18 protein-coding genes are annotated in these 20,825 nt (G+C 70.4%); 11 read left to right on the top strand and 7 right to left on the bottom strand.

All coding sequences use genetic code 11. The features are described 5' to 3' along the window. Positions 1-62 precede the first annotated feature (62 nt). The gene (locus DJ74_RS14140; RefSeq protein ID WP_094527655.1) at positions 63-707 is read right to left on the bottom strand and encodes a bifunctional 4-hydroxy-2-oxoglutarate aldolase/2-dehydro-3-deoxy-phosphogluconate aldolase; all 645 of its coding nucleotides are present in this window, start codon (positions 705-707) and stop codon (positions 63-65) included. A gap of 204 nt (positions 708-911) precedes the next feature. Here DJ74_RS14140 and DJ74_RS14135 point away from each other — a divergent pair, with 204 nt between their 5' ends. Then, positions 912-3,101, top strand: a complete 2,190-nt coding sequence (locus DJ74_RS14135) for an elongation factor EF-2 (RefSeq protein ID WP_094525448.1) — start codon at positions 912-914, stop codon at positions 3,099-3,101. Positions 3,102-3,240: 139 nt separating this feature from the next. Here DJ74_RS14135 and DJ74_RS14130 read toward each other — a convergent pair whose 3' ends face one another. Beyond that, positions 3,241-3,933: a hypothetical protein gene (locus tag DJ74_RS14130; RefSeq protein WP_094527654.1), complete on the bottom strand. Its 693-nt coding sequence runs from the start codon at positions 3,931-3,933 to the stop codon at positions 3,241-3,243. Between the two features lie 351 nt (positions 3,934-4,284). Between DJ74_RS14130 and DJ74_RS14125 the strand changes: the two genes are divergently transcribed. The 4 genes from DJ74_RS14125 to rpsJ all read left to right on the top strand — a co-directional run bounded on the left by DJ74_RS14125 (position 4,285) and on the right by rpsJ (position 7,640). Continuing rightward, positions 4,285-4,875, top strand: a complete 591-nt coding sequence (locus DJ74_RS14125; protein WP_094525450.1) for an ACT domain-containing protein — start codon at positions 4,285-4,287, stop codon at positions 4,873-4,875. Beyond that, on the top strand, positions 4,872-5,858 hold the full coding sequence (locus DJ74_RS14120) for a homoserine dehydrogenase (protein ID WP_094525451.1): 987 nt from the start codon (positions 4,872-4,874) through the stop codon (positions 5,856-5,858). The genes DJ74_RS14125 and DJ74_RS14120 overlap by 4 nt, the downstream gene beginning before the upstream one ends. A 204-nt stretch (positions 5,859-6,062) precedes the next feature. Next, positions 6,063-7,328, top strand: a complete 1,266-nt coding sequence (gene tuf / locus DJ74_RS14115; RefSeq protein ID WP_094525452.1) for a translation elongation factor EF-1 subunit alpha — start codon at positions 6,063-6,065, stop codon at positions 7,326-7,328. Between the two features lie 3 nt (positions 7,329-7,331). Continuing rightward, a complete protein-coding gene (rpsJ, locus tag DJ74_RS14110; protein ID WP_004048854.1) occupies positions 7,332-7,640 on the top strand; it encodes a 30S ribosomal protein S10 in 309 nt (102 codons plus the stop codon). Between the two features lie 77 nt (positions 7,641-7,717). Here the strand turns inward: rpsJ and DJ74_RS14105 are convergent, their stop codons facing one another. Both DJ74_RS14105 and DJ74_RS14100 read right to left on the bottom strand, forming a co-directional pair. Further along, positions 7,718-8,278 carry a rhomboid family intramembrane serine protease gene (locus DJ74_RS14105; protein ID WP_094525453.1) on the bottom strand — a complete coding sequence of 187 codons (561 nt, stop codon included), beginning with the start codon at positions 8,276-8,278 and terminating at the stop codon, positions 7,718-7,720. 58 nt (positions 8,279-8,336) lie between these two features. After that, positions 8,337-8,609 (bottom strand): hypothetical protein, encoded by a 273-nt coding sequence (locus DJ74_RS14100; RefSeq protein WP_094525454.1) that lies wholly within the window; start codon positions 8,607-8,609, stop codon positions 8,337-8,339. Between the two features lie 230 nt (positions 8,610-8,839). Here DJ74_RS14100 and DJ74_RS14095 point away from each other — a divergent pair, with 230 nt between their 5' ends. Genes DJ74_RS14095 through DJ74_RS14080 form a run of 4 tightly spaced genes read left to right on the top strand, consistent with a single transcriptional unit; the run spans position 8,840 to position 14,655 of the window. Further along, the gene (locus DJ74_RS14095) at positions 8,840-10,027 is read left to right on the top strand and encodes a lysylphosphatidylglycerol synthase transmembrane domain-containing protein (RefSeq protein ID WP_094527653.1); all 1,188 of its coding nucleotides are present in this window, start codon (positions 8,840-8,842) and stop codon (positions 10,025-10,027) included. A 22-nt stretch (positions 10,028-10,049) separates the two neighbouring features. Beyond that, entirely contained in the window at positions 10,050-11,231 is a 1,182-nt protein-coding gene (locus DJ74_RS14090; protein WP_094527652.1) for an alpha-1 4-glucan-protein synthase, read from the top strand. A 39-nt stretch (positions 11,232-11,270) separates the two neighbouring features. Then, positions 11,271-12,404, top strand: coding sequence for an extracellular solute-binding protein (locus DJ74_RS14085; protein WP_094527651.1), 1,134 nt, complete (start codon positions 11,271-11,273; stop codon positions 12,402-12,404). 16 nt (positions 12,405-12,420) lie between these two features. Then, positions 12,421-14,655: a glycosyltransferase family 39 protein gene (locus DJ74_RS14080; RefSeq protein WP_094527650.1), complete on the top strand. Its 2,235-nt coding sequence runs from the start codon at positions 12,421-12,423 to the stop codon at positions 14,653-14,655. 121 nt (positions 14,656-14,776) lie between these two features. Here the strand turns inward: DJ74_RS14080 and DJ74_RS14075 are convergent, their stop codons facing one another. The 3 genes from DJ74_RS14075 to DJ74_RS14065 form a co-directional block, all read right to left on the bottom strand. Then, positions 14,777-15,430: a dolichyl-phosphate hexose transferase gene (locus DJ74_RS14075; protein ID WP_249269112.1), complete on the bottom strand. Its 654-nt coding sequence runs from the start codon at positions 15,428-15,430 to the stop codon at positions 14,777-14,779. Between the two features lie 247 nt (positions 15,431-15,677). Then, positions 15,678-17,312 carry a GMC family oxidoreductase gene (locus DJ74_RS14070; protein WP_094527649.1) on the bottom strand — a complete coding sequence of 545 codons (1,635 nt, stop codon included), beginning with the start codon at positions 17,310-17,312 and terminating at the stop codon, positions 15,678-15,680. Next, positions 17,309-17,872 carry a gluconate 2-dehydrogenase subunit 3 family protein gene (locus tag DJ74_RS14065; RefSeq protein ID WP_094527648.1) on the bottom strand — a complete coding sequence of 188 codons (564 nt, stop codon included), beginning with the start codon at positions 17,870-17,872 and terminating at the stop codon, positions 17,309-17,311. Before DJ74_RS14065 ends, DJ74_RS14070 begins: the two co-directional genes overlap by 4 nt. Positions 17,873-17,987: 115 nt before the next feature. Between DJ74_RS14065 and DJ74_RS14060 the strand changes: the two genes are divergently transcribed. Both DJ74_RS14060 and DJ74_RS14055 read left to right on the top strand, forming a co-directional pair. Then, positions 17,988-19,598, top strand: coding sequence for an iron ABC transporter permease (locus DJ74_RS14060; protein ID WP_094525462.1), 1,611 nt, complete (start codon positions 17,988-17,990; stop codon positions 19,596-19,598). A gap of 78 nt (positions 19,599-19,676) precedes the next feature. Continuing rightward, positions 19,677-20,609, top strand: a complete 933-nt coding sequence (locus DJ74_RS14055; RefSeq protein ID WP_094527647.1) for an NAD-dependent epimerase/dehydratase family protein — start codon at positions 19,677-19,679, stop codon at positions 20,607-20,609. The last annotated feature ends 216 nt before the right edge of the window (positions 20,610-20,825 follow it).

Here is a 20,825-nt window from a genome sequence, read left to right as displayed (position 1 = left end):
CACTTGTTCGGCAGGCATGGTATGGCATGTCACTGAACTGGACCGAGGAACCGGTCCGCTCCTCAGCCGTCGCTCCGCGCCTCCTCGACGACTTGCGTGAACTCTCGGGCGGTCTCGGTGATCTCGTCGTAGTCGCCGCGCTCGGCCGCGTCGTAGTCGACGAGGGCGCCGCCGGCGCCGACCGCGAACGCGCCGGCCTCGACGTAGTCGCCGGCGTTGTCCGGGCTGACGCCGCCGGTCGGCATCATCGGGATCTGGCCGAGCGGGCCCTTCATCGCTCCGAGGTGGGACGGGCCGACGGTCTTCGCGGGGAACACCTTCACGAAGTCGGCGCCGGCCTCGTAGCCGCGGATCGCCTCCGTCGGGGTCATCACGCCGGGCGCCGTCACGGCGCCGTAGCGGTTGCAGGTCTCGATCACGTCCTCGTGGAGGCTCGGCGAGACGACGAACTCCGCGCCGGCCATCAGCGTGGTCCGGGCGGTCTCGCTGTCCAGGACGGTACCGGTACCGACGACCACCTCGTCGCCGAACGACCCCGTCACTTCGCGGAGCTTCTCGGCGACGCCGGGCGTGTCCGCGGTGATCTCGACGGCGGTGACCCCGCCCTCGCGGAGCGCCTCCGTGATCCCGATGAGCTGGTCGGCCTCGACTCCGCGCAGCACCGCGACGACGCCGGTGTCGGCGAGCCGCGAGAGCGTCTCGTTCATACGCCCCGGTTCCTCACCGGGCACTTAAATCCGCGTGGAGGCGGTCGCGGCCGCACGGCGGTCGTCGGCTTCCGTCACGCCCGAACCATGCGAGCGATCGACACGAAATCGCCGGCGATCGGGTGCGATCGGGGGTGACTACCGCCGAAACGGCCGCGGAGAAACACTACCCTTTTGACCCTGCTGTCGGTAACGAACGGTATAATGGGCCGACGCAAGAAGATCGTTCAAGAGTGCGAGCGGCTGATGGACAGCCCGGAGAACATCCGGAACATCGCCATCGCCGCCCACGTCGACCACGGCAAGACGACCCTCTCCGACAATCTGCTGGCCGGCGCCGGCATGATCTCCCAGGACACCGCGGGCGAACAGCTCGCGATGGACACGAAGGAGGACGAGCAGGAGCGCGGTATCACCATCGACGCGGCGAACGTCTCGATGACGCACGAGTACGAGGACACGAACCACCTCGTCAACCTCATCGACACGCCCGGCCACGTCGACTTCGGGGGCGACGTCACCCGCGCGATGCGCGCGGTCGACGGCGCACTGGTCGTCGTCGACGCCGTCGAGGGCGCGATGCCCCAGACCGAGACGGTGCTCCGGCAGGCGCTTCGCGAGGGCGTGAAGCCGGCGCTGTTCATCAACAAGGTCGACCGCCTCATCTCCGAGCTCCAAGAGGGGCCCCAGGAGATGCAGGAGCGGCTGATGTCCGTCATCGCCGACGTCAACGAGCTCATTCGCGGGATGGCCGAGAACATGGACGACATCCCCGAGGACTGGACCGTCTCCGTCGAGGGCGGCACCGTCGGCTTCGGCTCCGCGCTGTACAAGTGGGGCGTCTCGATGCCGTCGATGCAGCGGACCGGTATGGACTTCGGCGACATCATGGACCTTGAGAAGGCCGACAAACGCGACGAGCTCCACGAGCGCACGCCGCTGTCGAACGTCGTGCTCGACATGGTCTGTGAGCACTTCCCGAACCCGGTCGACGCACAGCCCCGTCGTGTCCCGCGCATCTGGCGCGGTGACGCCGACTCTGAGCTGGCCGACACGATGCGGATGGTCGACGAGGACGGCGAGGTCGTCTTCATGGTCACCGACATCTCGATGGACCCGCACGCGGGCGAGATCGCGACGGGCCGCGTCTTCTCCGGCACGCTGGAGAAGGGCCAGGAGCTGTACGTCTCCGGCACCGCGGGCAAGAACCGCATCCAGAGCGTCGGCCTCTTCATGGGGTCGGAGCGCGAGGAGGTGGAGCACGTCCCGGCCGGTAACATCGCGTCCGTCACCGGGCTGCGAGACGCCATCGCCGGCTCCACGGTCTCCTCCGTCGAGATGACGCCGTTCGAGTCGATCGAGCACATCTCCGAGCCGGTCATCACGAAGTCCGTCGAGGCGCAGAACATGGACGACCTGCCGAAGCTCATCGAGACGCTCCAGCAGGTCGCGAAGGAGGACCCGACGATCCAGATCGAGATCAACGAGGACACGGGCGAGCACCTCATCAGCGGGCAGGGCGAGCTCCACCTCGAAGTGATCACCCAGCGGATCCGCGACAACCAGGGGATCCCGGTCATCACCGGCGAGCCGATCGTCGTCTTCCGCGAGCAGCCCCAAGAGGCGTCCCGCGAGGTCGAGGGGGTCTCGCCGAACCGCCACAACAAGTTCTACATCACCGTCCAGCCGATGGATCAAGACATCGTCGACGCCATCCAGCTCGGCGAGGTCTCGATGGACATGCCCGAACTGGAGCGCCGCGAGGCGCTGCAGGAGGCCGGCATGGACAAGGACACCTCCCAGAACGTCGAGGACATCCACCGGACGAACATCCTCATCGACGACACGAAGGGGATTCAGCACCTCAACGAGACGATGGAGCTCGTCTTAGAGGGTCTCCAGGAGGCGCTCGACGACGGCCCGCTCGCCGCCGAGCCGGTCCAGGGGTCGCTGTTCCGCCTGCACGACGCGAAGCTCCACGAGGACACCATCCACCGCGGGCCCGCGCAGGTCATCCCCGCCGTCCGTGACGCGGTCCACCGCGCGCTGATCGACGGCGAGGTCCGCCTGCTCGAGCCGATTCAGGACGTCCGGATCGACGTCCCCTCGGAGCACATGGGCGCGGCGTCCGGCGAGATCCAGGGCCGCCGCGGCCGCGTCGACGACATGTACCAGGAGGGCGACCTGATGGTCGTCGAGGGCATCGCGCCCGTCGAGGAGATGATCGGCTTCTCCTCCGACATCCGCTCGGCCACCGAGGGCCGCGCCTCGTGGAACACCGAGAACGCGGGCTTCCGCGTCCTCGTCGACAACCTCCAGCGCGAGAAGATAATGGAGATCCGCGAGCGCAAGGGGATGAAGCTGGAACTGCCGCAGTCGATCGACTACTTCTAAGCGTCGGTCGGCCCGCGGTCGCGGTTTTCTTCGGTTAAGGGGTCTTCTTCGGTTTGGCGGTCTTCTTCGATTTTGCGGCGTCTCCTCGCGACCGAGAGAGCCGTCTCGCCGAATCCGGATCGGATTCTCGCGGCCGCAGTCACCCGACGAAGGTGACCGTCTCGGTTATCTCGCACCGGAGGGTCCCGACCTCGATCCGACCGCCGATCCCCCGTAGCCACGTTTTCCGTACCGGAACGGTAACGTTCGACTCCATCGTCGCGGTCGCTCCGGTCCCGTCGCCGTCGGCGGGCCCCGAGTAGTTCAGGATCGGATTCACGGCTCCTCGGCCGCTCCCCGGCTCGAACGCGTGGCGGATCTCGGTGCGTCCGGACACGTCCCCGTCCGTCGTGTCCCCGTAGGCGTTGGCGTTCGAGAAGAAGGCCGTTCCCGAACCGTCCCCGTTCAGTCTGAGACGGAGCGAGAGGCGCGGTCGTCCGAGGGCGTAGTTCCAGTCCCGACTGTCGTCGTCCACGGTCGCCTCGTAGCTGACGATGCGGAGCCCGTCGTCGTCGTGGAACTGGTCGGAGCCGTCGTTCGGCCCCTGCACCGTCAGTACGAGGGTCGCGTCGACGCCCTCGCCGGCGAATCGATCGGTGTCCTCGTCGATGATCGCCCAGTCTCCGTGCCCGCCCTCGACGGGAGGGCCCCACGAGGGCGATTCGTCCGGCGATCCGGTCGTTTCCATCGCCAGATCCGCCCCGATCAATCCCGCCATCGCGAGCGCGACGTACTTCAGAACCGGTCGCCTGTCGGTGGCGGTCGGACCCGATTCTCCGTCGGTGGAGGGCATCAGCGCGGACGGTACCGCTGCTGTCCGAAAATGTCTTTTGCCTGTTTCGAGACTGAAACGCCCACCGTACCCGCGGATCTCGACCGAACACGTCTCTCCCCGTCGAACCGTCCCCGCCGCCCCCGTGCGGTTCGTTCACACGGAGGCGGGCGAGGCAACGCCTGCCATCGCCGAAGGCTTATACCCGATCCCCCGACTCCTTTCGGGTATGCAGACGGGCACGACTCCCGCTCGGCGCATCGCGACGGAGCCACCAAGCGACCGCTCCGCGTCGCCGACAGGACCGTGCCGGATCGCGATCGCAGGAGTAATTGCTCCACCCGCCTCGGCGCGCCGCACGGAGGTGGCGGCGTGAGCGACGACCGCGACGGCGCTCCCGAGGAGGCGGCGGACGACGACGCCAGCCCCGACGGGGGGCACGCCTCGGCGACGCCGTCGACGCACACGGTGCGGCTCGAACTCGTCGACGAGCCCGGACAGCTGCTCGCCGCCCTCCGGCCGATCGCCGACAACGGCGGGAACCTCCTCTCGATCTACCACGAGCGGGGGAACAAGACGCCCCGGGGCCGAATCCCGGTCGAGGTTGACTTCGAGGCGACGCAAGAGCGCTTCGAGGGGATCGTCGAGGCGCTCCGGAGCGAGGGCGTGAACGTGATGCAGGCGGGGACGGAGCGGTACGCCGAGGAGGTGACGCTGCTCCTGTTCGGCCACCTCATCGACACCGACCTCTCCGACACGCTCTCCCGGATCGAGGCCTGCGCGTCGGCGTCGGTCGCCGACGTGTCGCTCGCGGCGCCGCAGGGGACCGAGGAGGCGTCGAGCGCTCGGCTCCGCTTGGAGGCCCGCGCCGGCGAGACGGAGGCCGCGCTCGCGGCGGTCCGGGAGCTGGCCGAGGAGAAGGAGCTGCGCCTGGTCGAGCCGCTCACGGGGGTGGAGGCGTGAGACTCGCCGTCATCGGCGCGGGCGCGGTCGGGCGCTCCGTCGTCGACCTCGCGAGCGAGTACGGCCACGAGGTCGTCGCCGTCGCGGACTCCTCGACGGCGGTCGTCGCGGACGGGACGGGCGGCCGGGACGCCGGCGTCGACCCCGACGCCGTGGTGGCCCGGAAGGCGGAGCGGGGGATCGTCGGCGACGCCGACCCCGCGGACGCGCTGGCGGCCGACTACGACGTCCTCGTCGAGGCGACGCCGACGACGCTGGGCGACGCCGAGCCCGGCTTCTCGCACGTGACTCGCGCCTTGGAGCGCGACCGCCACGCCGTGCTCGCGAACAAGGGCCCGGTCGCGGAGCGCTTCGGCGACCTGCGGGCGGCCGTCGCCGACAGCGCGGGCGAGATCCGGTTCGAGGCCACAGTCGGCGGCGCGATTCCGGCGGTCTCGACCGTCGAGGACATCGAGCCCGGCCACGTCACGGCGGTGCGCGGCGTGCTCAACGGGACCGCGAACTTCATCCTCACGCGGATGGCCGCCGAGGGGCTCGACTACGAGCACGTGCTCGCGGAGGCGCAGGACCTCGGCGTCGCCGAGGCGGACCCCTCCTTCGACGTCGACGGGACCGACGCGGCGCTGAAGTGCGTCATCCTCGCGAACGTGCTCTCGTTCGGCGCGGCCGACGACCCGGCCGACGCTCGCGAGTTCACGCTCGAGGACGCCGACGTCTCCGGGATCCGCGACGTCCCCGGCTCGGCGCTCCGGCTCGCTGCCGAGGACGGCCGGACGGTCCGGCTCATCGGCGAGGCGACCGGCGAGACGGTCCGGGTCGCCCCGCGGCTCGTCCCCGAGAACGGGACGCTCGCGGTCTCGGGCACCCAGAACATCGTCCAGATCGAGACCTCGCACGCGGGTCGGCTCAACATCTCGGGACGCGGCGCCGGCGGCCCGGAGACCGCCAGCGCGGTGCTCGGGGACGTCGGGCGACTGGAGTAGCGATTTTCACCCCGTTTCGGGGGACGGCCGACCCTCTCGCAGTCGAACCGCGTGACCGGGACCCCTACCGTGTGTCCCGCTGACGTGCCCCGCGTTGTCGAGAATCGCCTGACTGCGTCGCGATGGTCTGTGAACCGTATCGAAACCGTTTTAGTGGAATCAACCGAAACTTACTCACAGAGCGCCTTAGCGCGTGATTACCCCATGAGTGACAAACCGCACCAGAACCTGGCCATTATCGGCCACGTCGACCACGGCAAGAGCACGCTCGTGGGTCGCCTCCTCTTCGAGACGGGGAGCGTCCCCGAGCACGTAATCGAGCAGCACCGCGAGGAAGCCGAAGAGAAGGGCAAGGGCGGCTTCGAGTTCGCCTACGTGATGGACAACCTCGCCGAGGAGCGCGAGCGCGGCGTCACGATCGACATCGCCCACCAGGAGTTCGACACGGACAACTACTACTTCACCATCGTCGACTGCCCGGGCCACCGTGACTTCGTGAAGAACATGATCACGGGCGCCTCGCAGGCCGACAACGCGGTGCTCGTCGTCGCGGCCGACGACGGCGTCGCGCCCCAGACCCGAGAGCACGTGTTCCTGGCCCGCACGCTGGGCATCAACGAGCTCATCATCGGCGTCAACAAGATGGACCTGGTCGACTACCAGGAGTCCACCTACAACGAGGTCATCGAGGAGGTCAAGAACCTGCTCAACCAGGTCCGCTTCGCGACCGACGACACGACATTCGTGCCGATCTCCGCGTTCGAGGGCGACAACGTCTCCGAGGACTCCGAGAACACTCCCTGGTACGACGGCCCCACCCTGCTGGAGTCGCTCAACGACCTGCCGGAGTCCGAGCCGCCGACGGACGCGCCGCTCCGACTCCCCATCCAGGACGTGTACACCATCTCTGGTATCGGGACCGTCCCCGTGGGACGCGTCGAGACCGGGATCCTCAACACCGGCGACAACGTCTCCTTCCAGCCGTCCGACGTGGGCGGCGAGGTGAAGACGGTCGAGATGCACCACGAAGAGGTGCCCAAGGCCGAGCCCGGCGACAACGTCGGGTTCAACGTCCGCGGCATCGGCAAGGACGACATCCGTCGCGGCGACGTCTGTGGCCCCGCCGACGACCCGCCGAGCGTCGCCGAGACGTTCAAGGCGCAGGTCGTCGTCATGCAGCACCCGTCGGTCATCACGGCCGGGTACACGCCCGTCTTCCACGCCCACACGGCGCAGGTCGCCTGTACGATCGAGTCGATCGACCAGAAGATCGACCCGTCGTCCGGTGAGGTCGCCGAGGAGAACCCGGACTTCATCAAGTCCGGCGACGCCGCGGTCGTCACCGTGCGCCCGCAAAAGCCGCTCAGCATCGAGCCGTCCGGCGAGATCCCGGAACTCGGCAGCTTCGCCATCCGCGACATGGGTCAGACCATCGCGGCCGGCAAGGTGCTCGAAGTCAACGAGCGATAATCGATGCAGCAGGCACGCGTCCGCCTCGCCGGCACGAGCCCCGAGGACCTCGACGACATCTGCGACGACGTCCGCGAGATCGCGGACTCGACGGGGGTCGCCCTGTCGGGCCCGATCCCGCTGCCGACGAAGACGCTCGAGATCCCGTCGCGAAAGTCCCCGGACGGTGAGGGGACGGCGACGTGGGAGCACTGGGAGATGCGCGTCCACAAGCGTCTGATCGACATCGACGCCGACGAACGCGCGCTCCGCCAGCTCATGCGCGTCCAAGTGCCGAACGACGTCAGCATCGAGATCGTTCTCGAAGACTAAGCGCTAGGGCGTATTTCGCTCTCTCCGCATTTTCTACCGCCGCCAGCGACGGCGCCGCGGTCTCCTCTCCACTCGCGTCACCGAACGTCCAGCAGTCCGGCTCGTCCCGAGAGGAGGCCGCAGAACGCGCCGACGGCGTGAGCGATCAGCGCGACGCCGGGCGCCGCGGTCGTCGCGGTGAGCGCGACGGCGGCGAGCCCGAACAGCGCGAACTGCGCGCGCGGCGGGAGCCGCAGTCGGTCGAACAGCGTCGCGGTCACGACGTTGCCGGCGAGAAGGTAGCCGCCGAGCGCGAAGACGGCGCCGCTCAGCCCCAACACGGCGGTCGGCGGACCGATCAGCCCGCCGAGCATCACCTGCGCGATCCCGGCGACCGCTCCGGTCGTCACCACGAACGCGTGGAACCGCAGTCGCGTCGTCCGGCGCTCGACGAGGGGGCCGACGAGGAGCAGCGCGAGGCCGTTCGCCAGCAGGTGGCCGACCGACCCGTGCGCGTATACGCTGGTGACGACCGTCCAGGGCGCCAGCGAGAGCGGGGTCGACAGCGCGAGGAGCCCGGCGAGGCCGACGAGGCGCAGTGCGCCCTGCACGACTCCGACGAGCGCGGCGGCCGCGAGGGTTTCCAAGGTGGCCCGCATCGACGGGACTTCGCGCCGGACCGACTTAAGCGCGGCCGCGTCGGTCGGATCGCGTCGGTCAGATCACGTCGTCCGGAGCGTGAGCCGCCGCCATGCGGTCGGCCTCGGCCGCGTACCGCTCGCGTTCGGCGGGGTCGTCGACGCTCCCGACGTTCTCCGGGTCGGCGTCGACCGCGGCGGTGGTGTCCCGGACGTCGGTGAAGGAGGTGAGGGCGCGCTCCTTCCGGAAGTAGCGTTTGCCGTCGGGCGTGGCGTAAGTGAGGATCACCATGTTCTGCTCGTCGTCGGAGTACGTCCGCTCGACGAGCCACATTCGGACGGAGTCGGACATGTGTGATATTTTGATAGACGCACAAAAGCGCTTTTCGGCAGTCGGCAGTTCGCGGGAACGCGGTCCGGTCCGTCCCGTGGCGGCGGTCGCACACGGTCGCCGAACCGTCAGCGTTATATGTTTTAGGGCAACCTAAATCAACGCATGACCGTCGAACGGCGCCTCGAACGCCCGCGGACCGGTGAGAGAGCCGGTCGGTTCCGAACGGCCCGACGCCGGGGGTCGCGCCCGTGACCGAGGCCGGCCTCCGGGCGCGGCTCCGCGCCGAGCTCTCGCGGAAGCGACTCACCCTCGTCGGGACGCTCTTCGTCGTCGGGCTCAGCGCGGCGATCATCGCTCGGAGCCTCGACGCGGACGCGGTGGTCGACGCGGTGACGGCGGCGGACACGACGCTCCTCGCCGCCGCGCTCGGCGTCTACCTGCTCTCGTGGCCGCTCAGGGGGCGGCGGTACGGCGACGTGCTCGCGGTGATGGGCCGGCGCTGCCGGACCGGCTTCCTCACGGCGACCGTGTTCGCCAGCCAGACCGCGAACCTCGCCGTTCCGGCGCGGGCCGGGGACGGCGTCCGCGCGTACCTGCTCAAGGAGCGCCGGGACGTGCCGTACCCGACCGGCGTCGCCTCGCTGGCCGTCGAGCGCGCGTTCGACCTCGTGGCGATCGGCGCCCTGGGCGGCGTCGCGCTCGCGCTCCTGTTTCTGACCGGTCGGTCGCCCGGGTCGGGAGCGTCCGTCGGCGCCGTCGCGCCGTCGACCGCGCTCGCGGCCGCGGCCGGTATCGCGGTCGTCGCCGCGGTGCTCTCGGTCGCGACCGTCGCGGTCGCCCGGAGCGACCGGCGGTTCGGCCGCGCGCTCCGCGACCGCGTATCCGGATCGCGACTCGCGGGGGCCGTCGACGCCGCCGTCCGGTTCGGCGCGTCCGTCCGCGTCGTCGCCGCCGATCCCCGGCGCCTCGGTGCGGTGTTCCTCTGGAGCCTCGGGATCTGGGCGCTCGACGTTCTCACGGCGGTGCTCGTGCTCGCCGCGCTCGTGGGCGGGCTCGGTGGGATCGTCCCGGCGCCGACGCTGCTCGTCGTCGGGACGCTCGCGGTCAGCGTCGGCAACCTCGCGAAGGTGCTCCCGCTCTCGCAGGGCGGGATCGGGCTGTACGAGGCGGCGTTCACCGGCCTCGTCGTGAGCGCGACCGGGCTGCCCGTCGAGACGGCGCTCGCGGCGGCGATCCTCGACCACGCGCTGAAGAACGCCGTCACGCTCGCCGGCGGCGGAGTCGCGGTGCTCGCGCTCGGCCTCTCGCCGACGGCCGGGCCGACGACGGGCGACGAGCCGGCTCCCCCGGCGAAGGCCGACGGGGGAATCCCCGCTGACGGACCGGAAGCGGCCGACGAGGGAGAGTCGCCGAGCGCCGGACCGCCAGATTTTTAGGTTAGCCTAAAAACCTCGGTGTATGGAAAAACGCCGCTCAGCCGCCGCGAGCGGGGACATCTGCGTGATCGTCCCTACGATCCGAGAGTACGAGTGCCTCCGCGAGTACGTCGCGAACGCCCGAGAGCACGGGTTCGACGTCTCCCGGCTCCACTTCGTGCTCGTCACAGAGGACTTCTGCGACGTCGACGAGATGCGCGCGATGCTGGACGACCTCGACGTCTCCGGCGAAGTGTTCGACGGCAGCCGCCGCGAGGAGTGGTACGAGGCCAACGGCGTCGCGGAGTACGGCTACGTCGTCCCGGCCGCCAGCCACGCCGAGACGAGCTTCGGACTGCTCTACATGTGGGCCGACGACGCCTTCGAGTACGGCCTGTTCATCGACGACGACACGCTCCCGCACGACGACGAGGACTACTTCGGGCGCCACATGGAGAACCTCGCGTTCGAGGGTTCGATCGAGTCCGTCGGCTCCGACGAGAGCTGGGTGAACGTCCTCTATCAGAACGCCGACGAGCACGGGCTCTACCCCCGCGGCTACCCGTACTCGGCGATGGACGAGACGGTCGAAACGGGCACGGCCGAGATCGAGGCGGGCGAGGTCGTCGCCTCGCAGGGACTGTGGACGAACGTCCCCGACCTCGACGCGGTCCGGATCCTGATGGACGGCGACTTGGAGGGCCAGGCGCAGACCCGGACGACCGCCGACGACTTCGGCGGGGACTTCGTCGCCGCGCGCGGCAACTACCTCACCGTCTGCTCGATGAACCTCGCGTTCCGCCGCGAGGTGATCCCCGCGTTCTACCAGCTCCCGATGGACGACAACGAGTGGGACGTGGGCCGCTTCGACGACATCTGGAGCGGCGTGTTCCTCAAGCGCGCCTGCGACGTGCTCGGCAAGCGGATCTACAACGGCCGGCCCCTCTGCGAGCACAACAAGGCCGCCCGCTCGACGTTCGACGACCTCCACAACGAGGTCGCCGGGCTGGAGCTGAACGAGCACCTCTGGGAGCTCATCGACGACGCGGGGGCGGACGCCGGCGACTACGCCGCCGTGTACGCCGCGATGGCCGACCGACTGGCCGACGGCGAGTTCGAGGAGTACCGGAACGGTGCGTTCTTCACCCACGTCGGCGAACACATGCGCGACTGGCTCGACTGCCTCGACGCGATCCGCCGGGCGCCGGCGGTCGCGGACGACTGAACCGACACCACTAAGTCGATTTAGGTTAGCCTAAAACACATGACTCAGCACTTCTCAGACGACGTGGACCGCCGGCGGTTCCTCGCGGCGACGGGCGCCCTCGGCGCGGCCGGGATCGCGGGTTGCATGGGCGGCGACGACGGCGACGGTGACGGCGACGGCGACGCCGAGGGGTCGATCGGACAGATCGGCTCCGGCCGCGCGGGGCGCGGGGCCCCCGGCGGCACCCCCATCGCCGAGATGCCCGACCTGGAGGGCGAGCTCACGGTCTACTCCGGCCGCGGGGAGTTCCTCGTCGGCGAGCTCGTCGAGTACATCGACGACCAGTACGACGGCTTCGACCTGACCGTCAGGTACGGCGGCTCCACCGACCTCGTCAACCAGATCGCCAACGAGGGCGACGGGTCGCCGGCCGACGTGTTCTACTCGGTGAACGCCGGGTCGCTCGGCGCGCTGGCCGACGAGGGACGCACGCAGGCGCTTCCCTCGGAGATCACCGATATGATCCGATCGGAGTTCCGCACCGAGCAGTGGATCGGCACGTCCGGTCGCGCCCGCACCGTTCCGTACAACACCGAGGAGTTCTCCGAGGGGGACCTCCCCGACGACGTCATGGCCTACCCGGAGGAGTTCGCCGGCACCCTCGGCTGGGCGCCCTCGTACGGCTCCTGTCAGGCCTTCGTCACCGCGATGCGGCTCATCGAGGGCGAGGAGGCGACGCTCGACTGGCTGGAGTCTGTCGTCGAGTCAGGCATCAGCAGCTACCCCGACGAGTTCGCCGCCTGTCAGGCGATCGCCGACGGCGAGATCGACGCGGCGTTCACGAACCACTACTACATTCAGCGCGTCCTCGACGGCAACCCCGACGCGTCGATCGGCACCGCGTTCACGAGCGGCGACGCCGGCGCGGTGTTCAACGTCGCCGGCGCCGCGGTCATCGACACGGCGAGCGACGCGACCCTCGCCCAGAACTTCGTCCGCCACCTGCTGTCGGCCGAGGCGCAGGACTACTTCGCCCGGACGACGTTCGAGTACCCCCTCATCCCCGACGTGGAGCCGATCGGGGACCTCCCCTCGATCGACGAGCTCGACGTCCCCGACATCGACCTGACGCAGCTGTCCGACCTCGAACCGACGATCGACCTCATGCGCGAGGCCGGCGTCGAGGTGTAGGTCCGCGCCGCCGCCCGTGGCCTCTCCTCCGGCCCTCCGCCGTCCCCGCCGGCTCGCCCGCCGCCTCGCGAGCGGCGCCCGCGTCCGGCTGGCCGAGGCGGACCGCCTGACGCTGGCGGCCGCCCTCCTCACCGCCGCGACGGGGGCGGTCACCTTCCTCGTCGCCGCGACGCTGTTCCGCTACCACTCCGTCAACCACGACGAGGCAGTGTACCTCACGCAGGCCGCGCTGCTGCTCTCCGGCCAGCTCGAGATCCACGCCGGCGCGCTGGCCGACGCCGTCCAGCCGTGGTTCTTCATCGAGGACGGCGGGCGGCTCTACCCGAAGTACAACCCCGTCCCCGCCGCGATGTACGCCGTCTCGATGGCGCTGTTCGGCGAGCCGCGGGTGACGCTCGCGGCGGTCGCCGCCGGTAACGCGGCGCTCGTGTACCTGCTCGGGTCGACGATATTCGAGCGGCGGGTGGGTCTCGCCGCCGCCGTCTGCTTCGTCGCCTCGCCGCTGGCGCTCGTCACCTCCTCGGTGTTCCTCCCGTACGCGCCGACGACGTTCCTGAACCTACTGTTCGCGGTCGCGTACCTCCGGAGCGTCCGCGACCGGTCGCTCCCGCTCGCGGGGCTCGCGGGCGTCGCGATCGGGCTCGCCTTCTTCGCCCGGCCGTACACGGCGGTGCTGTTCGCGGCGCCGTTCATCCTGCACGCGCTCGTCCGGACCGTCGCCGCGGTCAGGGCGGTCGTCGCGACCCGAGAGGTCGTCGCGGTCCGGGACGTCGGGAGTCCGTCGCTCCGGCTCCCCGGCACGGTCCGTCGCCACGGCCTCACCGCCCTGTTCGGGACGCTGTTCGTCGGGGTCACCCTCGCGTACAACCTCCGGATGACCGGCTCCCCGCTGACCTTCCCCTACGAGGCGTTCGCGCCGATGGACGGCCCCGGATTCGGCGAGCGCCGGATCCTCGGCCACAGCGAGGAGTACACGCCCGAACTGGCGCTTCGATCGAACGGATATGCGCTGTGGTACCTCGCCACGCGGTGGGTCGTCGCCGGGCCGCTCGGGACGCTGCTCGCGCTCGCCGGCGGCGGACTGGCGGCGCGCGGGTGGCTGTCGGGGCGGGGCGCGCTCGGGTCCGGTGGCGACGCTCGATTCGAGCGCACCGCCGGAGTCTTGGTCGCCGGCGTCGCCGGCTCCGTCGTCGTCGGCAACCTCTTCTTCTGGGGGACGAACAACCTCCTCGCGACGCTCTCGGATCCGACGGACGGGCTGGTCGCCGGCTTCGGGCCGTTCTACCACTTCGACCTCCTCGTCCCGCTGTCGCTCTTCGCCGGCGTCGCCGTCGTCGCCGGCGGGCGGGGGCTCTCCCGGCTCCGCGCGCGGCTCGCGTCCCGCGTCACGCCGGGAACCGCGCGGGCGGTCGTCGCCGCGCTCGCCGTCATCGCGGTCCTCGGCGGGGCGCTCGGCGCGGCGGCCGCGGCCGAGGCGCCGCTCGACCGGCACGCGTCGCACGCCGAGAAGTACGAGACGGCCTACGCGCCGATCGAGACGGCCGAGTTCGACGACGACCTCGTGTTCGTCCCCACGCCGTACGGCGAGTGGCTCGGCCACCCGTTTCAGGCGCTCCGGAACGAGCCCGGGCTGGACGGGCCGGTCGTGTACGCGCTCGACCGCGACCCGGTCGAGGACTTCGCGGTGATCGACGCGTACCCCGACCGCGAGTTCCACCGCTACGCGTACCGGGGCGAGTGGACGCCGGACCCGACCCGGCACGTCACCCCGAAGCTCGAACCGCTCGACGTCCGGGAGGGATCGCGGGTCGGCGCGGAGACGACCGTCGGCGTGCCCGACCGCGTCCAGCGCGCGGTCGTTCGACTGGAGACCGCGCGCGGCGACGGGGACGCCGAGTACGGCGTGCGCGATCCCGACGGCTCGCTGACGGTCGACTGGTCGCTGACGCCCGCCGGCGCGCGGTTGGCCGGCGCGCCGAACGCGACCGCCCCGATCGACCCCGCGGGCGACGAGGTGATCGTGACGGTGACGCTCGTCGACCCCGCGGGCTCGACGTTCACCTACCGGCAGGAGGCGACGGTCCGGGCGACGGACGAGGGGACGGTCGAGGCGATCTGGCCCCCGGAGCGCTCCGTCTGCCGGCTCGCGGTCGCGTGCGGATCGGAGGAGACGTATCTGCCCGACGACCCGGACGCCCACGCCGAGTGGGTTGCCTTCGAGACGGACGCCGAGGCGAGCGAGGCAACGTGAGCTGACCGCTTATAATTCGTGGCCGTCGCTCGCGGTTTCGAAAACGCCGCCGGCGGCGGTCCGCTGTGCCCACAGCGTCCGTCCGGACCGCAGTCCGGCGTCCGCGACGCTCTGCGCGGCCTCAGAGCCGCCGCAGCCGCTCTTCGACGCACACCGTCACGATCGACTTGGCGATGGCGGCGCCGCCCTCGATCGGGTCGAGCTTCGTCTCGCCGAGGCGCTCGGCGTAGTCGATCGGGCGCTCGCGCACGTCGCGGCCGCGCATCAGCGGGCGGATGAGGAGCTCGGCGGAGAGGCCGGTGTTCTCGGTCCACTCGATGCCCTCGACGACGTCGCGGCGGTACGCGCGCATCCCGGTGGTGGTGTCGCGGACGCGCTCGCCCATCAGGACCGACGCGAGGAGCGCGAACGCGTGGTTGCCGAGGCGATTGAACGCCGGCATCGCCTTCGCGCCGTGGTAGAGCCGGTCGCCGCTGACGACGTCGGCGCCGTCGTTGATCGCCTCGAGGAACTCCGGGAGCGCCTCCATCGGGTAGGTGTCGTCGCAGTCGGTCGTGACGACGACCGGACGGTCGGGCGCGAGGATCGCCTCGCGGACGGCGACGCCGTACCCCTGCGGCTCCTGCTCGATCACCGTCGCGCCGTGCTCGCGGGCGATCTCCGGGGTCCGATCCGAGGAGCCGTCGACGCAGACAACCTCGGCGCGTCCGCCGGTGACCTCGTCGATGTCGTCGAGGACCGTCGCGATCGCCTCCTCTTCGTTGTACGTCCCCATCACGACGCTGACGTCGTCGAAGGTGTAGTGCTCGGCGTCGTCGGCGGCGGTCGCCGTGTCGCCGTTGGAGGTCGCGTCGCCGTCGGCGGTCGCCGCGTCGCCGTCGGGGGTCGCATCGCCGTCTGTCGCCGCATCGTCCCCCGTCTCGTCGACCTCGGCGGCCGACCCGTTCGCGCTGAGTGATCCGCTCATTACCTCGTACGGGTCGCCCCACCCACTTGAGCTTTTAGGTTTGCCTAAAACAGAGTCAGAACCGGCGCTCGACGTCGTCGGCGACGCGCAGCGCCAGCGCGGCGATCGTGAGCGTGGGGTTCATCGCGCCGCCCGTGGGGAACACCGAGCTGGACGCGATCCAGCAGTTGTCCAGGTCGTGGGTTCGGCAGTCGGCGTCGACGACGCCCGCCTCGGGGTCGTCGCTCATGCGGGTCGTGCCCATGTGATGGTAGGCGGGGCCGGTCGCGTCGGGGCCGGCGACCCACTCGATCTCCGCGCCCAGCTCCTCGAGGACCGACCGCTGGATCTCGTTGGCGCGCTCGACGGTCCGGAGCGCCCGGTCGCCGACGCGCCAGTGGATCTCCGGGACCGGGTTGCCGTGACCGTCGGTGCGGTCGGAATCGAGCGTCACGTAGCTGTCCGACCGGGGGAGCTGCTCGACGAGTCCGCCCATCGCCACGTGAGTGCCGTAGCCGTCGCGGAGCCGCTCTAAGAGGGCGTCCCCCCAGTCGTCGCCGGTCAGCGCCATCTCGACGGGCGAGGGCCCGGCGTAGTTGAAGAACTCCAGCTTGAACGGGGCGGTCTGCGCGTCGGCCTCGTCGTAGAACTGGTCGCAGGCGCTGGTGTAGAACCCGACGTGGTTCTGGCGCGTCGGCTCGTCGAGGGTGCCGCCGACGCCCGCGAACAGGTGGTCCATGAAGAACTTCCCGACCGTCCCGCTGGAGTTCGCCAGGCCGTCGGGGTAGTCGTCGGACTCCGAGAGGAGGAGGAGCCGCGGCGTCTCCACGCCGCCGCAGGCGACGACGAACGCGTCGGCCGCCTGCCTGTGCTCCTCGCCGTCTGGCGTCGCGTACACCGCGGCCGTGACGCGGTCGGCGTCGTGCTCCAGCCGCTGGACGGGCGCGCGGTCGATCACGGTCGCGCCCCGCTCCTCCGCGCGCTCGGCGTGGACGGTCGCGTCGTACTTCGCGCCCGCCGGGCAGACGGGCTGGCAGGTGCCGTAGCCGACGCAGGCGGAGCGGTCGTCGTACGGCTCCGAGTTGCGCGCGTTCGGCACCGAGTGCATGTCGATCCCCAGCTCCTCGCACGCCTCCGCGAACAGCGAGTCGCTGTAGGAGGGCTCGAACGCCGGCATCGGGTGCGGCTCCTCGCGCGGCGGCGCGTAGGGGTTGTCCGAGGCGCCGGCGACGCCCAGCTCGCGCTCGGCCTCGGCGTAGTACGGCCGGAGGTCGGCGTAGTCGATCGGCCAGTCCGCGCCGACGCCGCGCGCCGTCTCGGAGGCGAAGTCGTCCTCGTGGAGCCGCATCACCATCCCCTGCCAGTGGAGCGTCGACCCGCCGACCCCCTTGACGCGGGCGTGGTTCAACGGGTAGAACCGCTCGCCGGCGTTGCTGTAGGCGTCGCGCTCGCCGCCGCCGCCCCACACGTCGGGCCGGTCGTAGCTCGGGCGGATCGCCCGCTCCTGCCGCGCGAGTCGGTCCGCGGGGTCGAATCGGGGCCCCGCGTCGAGGACCACGATCTCGCGGTCCGCGGCCAGCCGGTCGGCGACGAGCGCGCCCGCGGGACCGGCGCCGACGACGCAGACGTCCGCGTTCGCGACGGGGGATCGGTCGATGTCGCGGACCGCCTCGCGATCGGTCCCTCCCCCTCGGGCGTCGCCCGCGCTCATCGCGGTCCCCGCCGGTAGCTCTCGGTCCCGCCGGGGTGTCCCTGCGGGTTCTCCAGTCCGACCAACTCCCCGCCCGTCGGCGAGGCGTACAGCCCCAAGAGCAGTTCGTTGACGACGTAGTAGCGCACCCGCTCCGCGAGCGTCCCGTCCGGGTCCTCCGCCGCCGTGTCGGCGCCGACCTCTCGGAGGAGCCTGTCGCGGTCGCGCTCGGTGAGATCCGCGACCGGCGCGCCGTGCCACGAGCGGGCGGCCGCGTCGAGTTCGCCGACCGCGGCTCGAACCCCCTCCGCGTGGGTCGACCCGTCGAGGCGCCCGTCGAGGAAGCCACCGACGAACGCCTCGACGCCGTCGATCTCGCTCGGATAGAGGACCGTCGCGACCGCGGTCATCGACGCCCGGACGACGGCCTCGTCGGGGAGGCTGTCGCCCCCCTCGCCGCCGTCGGCCGCGTCCCCCCCGGCTCCGGGACCGTCGCTCGTCCGCCGGGCCGCGAGGGCGACCCCCCCGGTCGCGCCGACGGCGGCCAGCGCGGCCACCGCGTCGCGACGCGTCAGTTCCATATTCGGTTTAGGCCTCCCTAAACTATTATATCCGTCGGACCCGATCGACGACCGAACCGGAACTGCTAACGGTCGGTGCCACGTCCCTCCGATAACGCACCCCGTCTCCCGGACCATGAGCCTGACACGCCGGATCCGCGATTTCCTGACCGACGGCGACGGCCGCCTCCCGCCGGGACTGACCCTCCTGTCCGCGGCGATCGCCGCGACGATGATGTTCCCGCTCGCGTGGCTGGTGATCGAGGCCGTCACCGTCGAGCGAGCGCGGGCGATGGACCTCCTGTTCAGCGCCGGGACCGCCGAGGTGCTGCTCAACAGCCTGCTGCTAATGGGCGGCGTCACGGCGTTCTCGATCCTGTTGGGGGTCCCGCTGGCGTATCTCACCGCTCGCACCGACCTCCCCTTCCGTCGGTTCTGGTCGGTCGCCGCCGCGCTCCCGCTCGTCGTGCCGAGCTACGTCGGCGCGTTCGCGTTCGTCTCCGCGTTCGGCCCCCGAGGCGAGTTCCACGACGTGCTCGCGCCGCTGGGGGTCGAGCGCGTCCCGGAGATATACGGGCTCTCGGGGACGATCCTCGTCATCACCCTGTACACGTACCCGTACGTCTACCTGACGACGCGAGCGGCTCTCCTCTCGTTCGACACGACGCTGATCGAGGCGGCCCGCACGCTGAACCACGGTCGGATCGGGGCGTTCCGCCGGGTGACGCTCCCCGTGATCCGGCCGGCGATCGCCGCCGGGTCGCTGCTGGCGGCGCTGTACGCGGTCTCCGACTTCGGCACGCCCTCCATCATGCGGCTGCCGGTGTTCACCCGGCAGATATACGTCGAGTACAACGCGTTCGGCCGGGACTACGCCGCGCTGCTCTCCCTCCAACTGCTCGGGGTCGTGCTCGTCGTGCTCGCGTTGGAGTGGCTGGTCCGGTCGGACCGGGACGCCCACGGCGACGACGCGGGCACCACCGACCGACCGGTGAGCCTCGGCCGGTGGCGGTGGCCGGCGACGCTGTTGCCCGCGTCGGTGGCCGGGGTCGCGCTCCTCGTCCCGCTCTGGATCCTCCTGTTGTGGCTCGTGCGCTCGGAGGCCGGCCGGCGCCCCTCGATGGCGTTCGAGCCGATCCAGGTCGTCAACAGCGTCTCGGTCGCCGCCGCCGCCGCGGTCGCCGCCGCGCTGGCGGCGATCCCCGTCGCGTACTTCGCCGCGAACCACGACTCGCCGCTCGCGACGCTGTTCGAGCGGGCCACGTACGTGGGGTTCGCCGTTCCCGGGATCGTGTTAGCGCTCGCGCTGGTCTACTTCGGCTCCGGGTACGTCCCGTGGATCTACCAGACCCTCCCGCTGCTCGTGTTCGCGTACGTCGTCCGCTTCCTGCCGCAGGTGGTCGGCTCGACGCGGACCGCGATCCTCGGGGTCGACCCCACGCTCGTCGAGGCCGGCCGAACCCTCGGCGAGTCCTCGATGGGGGCGTTCCGCCGCGTGACGTTCCCGCTCACGCGGTCCGGGATCGTCGCCGGCGCCGCCCTCGTCTTCCTCACGACGATGAAGGAGCTGCCCGTGACGCTCATTCTCCGTCCCTCCGGGTTCGAGACGATCGTCACGCAGATCTGGCGCGCGCAGGAGGACGCCCTGTACCAGTACGCGGTCGTCCCAACGCTCATTCTGCTCGTCATCTCCGGGCTCTCGATGGTCGTCATCCTCGCGCAGGAGGGCGGCAGAGAGGGGCTCTGAGCACGGACGGAGAGCGGGCTCGCGGGAGCGACGCGGATCGACCGACGCGTACTTACCGGCCCGCGTCGACTCGCGTGTATGCTCGATGACTCGACCGTGCTCGTCACGGGCGGCGCGGGGCTCGTCGGGAGCCACCTCGCGGCCCGGCTCCTCGACCGCGGCGCGACCGTCCGGGTCGCCGACGACCTCTCGAAGGGCGACCGTGACCGGGTCCCCGACGGCGCCGACTTCGTCGAGGCCGACCTGACCGAGCCGGGTGACGTCGCCGAGGCGGTCACCGGCGACCTCGATATCGTCTTCCACTTCGCCGCGTACACCGACACGAACTACGACGACGACCGGGAGCTGTTCGAGGACAACACGGCGATGACGTACAACGTCCTCGAACGCATGCACGAGGTCGACGTCGACCGGCTCGCGTTCACCTCCTCCTCGACGGTGTACGGCGAGGCGCCCCGCCCGACGCCCGAAGATCACGGTCCCCTCGAACCGATCTCCATCTACGGCTCCTCGAAGCTCGCCGACGAGGCGCTGATCTCCACGCACGCCCACTCGTACGGGGTGCAGTCGTGGGTGTTCCGCTTCGCGAACATCGTCGGCCCGCACCAGCGCGGCAACGTGATCCCCGACTTCATCCAGAAGCTCGACGACGACCCTACCAGTCTGGAGATCCTCGGCGACGGCCGGCAGGAGAAGTCGTACATGCACGTCTCGGAGTGCGTCGACGCCATCCAGTACGTCGTCGAGCGCGCCGACGAGGACCTAAACGTCTACAACCTCGGGACGCGAACGACCACGTCGGTCACCGACATCGCCGACATCGTCGCCGACGAGCTCGGCGTCGACCCCGAGTACGCGTACACCGGCGGCGACCGCGGCTGGACCGGCGACGTGCCGAAGATGCGCCTCTCCATCGAACGGCTCGTCGACCTCGGCTGGGAGCCGTCGATCGAGAGCGACGAGGCGGTCCGGCGGAGCGCGCGCGAACTGATCGACGAGATCGTGGAATAGGGAGCGGTCGGTTCGGCTCCGTCGAAATATTCAGTCGATGGTGGGTCGTTGAGATGATGCTGAATACAGGGCGCGGGCCGTGTTTAGACGCTAAGAATATTGCCTGAACGGCGGGATTTCGAGGAAGTGAAGCGAGCAGAGTTCGATGTGCCTTCGAAACTCGCCCGCTTCACCGACCGATGTGTGGCTTTGTCTCAAAAAGCTGTCGGGAGTGAC

Source organism: Halorubrum sp. Ea8 (genome assembly GCF_002252925.1).
In the GTDB taxonomy this organism is placed as follows: Archaea; Halobacteriota; Halobacteria; order Halobacteriales; family Haloferacaceae; genus Halorubrum.
Note: the sequence above shows the minus strand (reverse complement) of the source record. Positions and strands in the feature narration are given on the sequence as shown.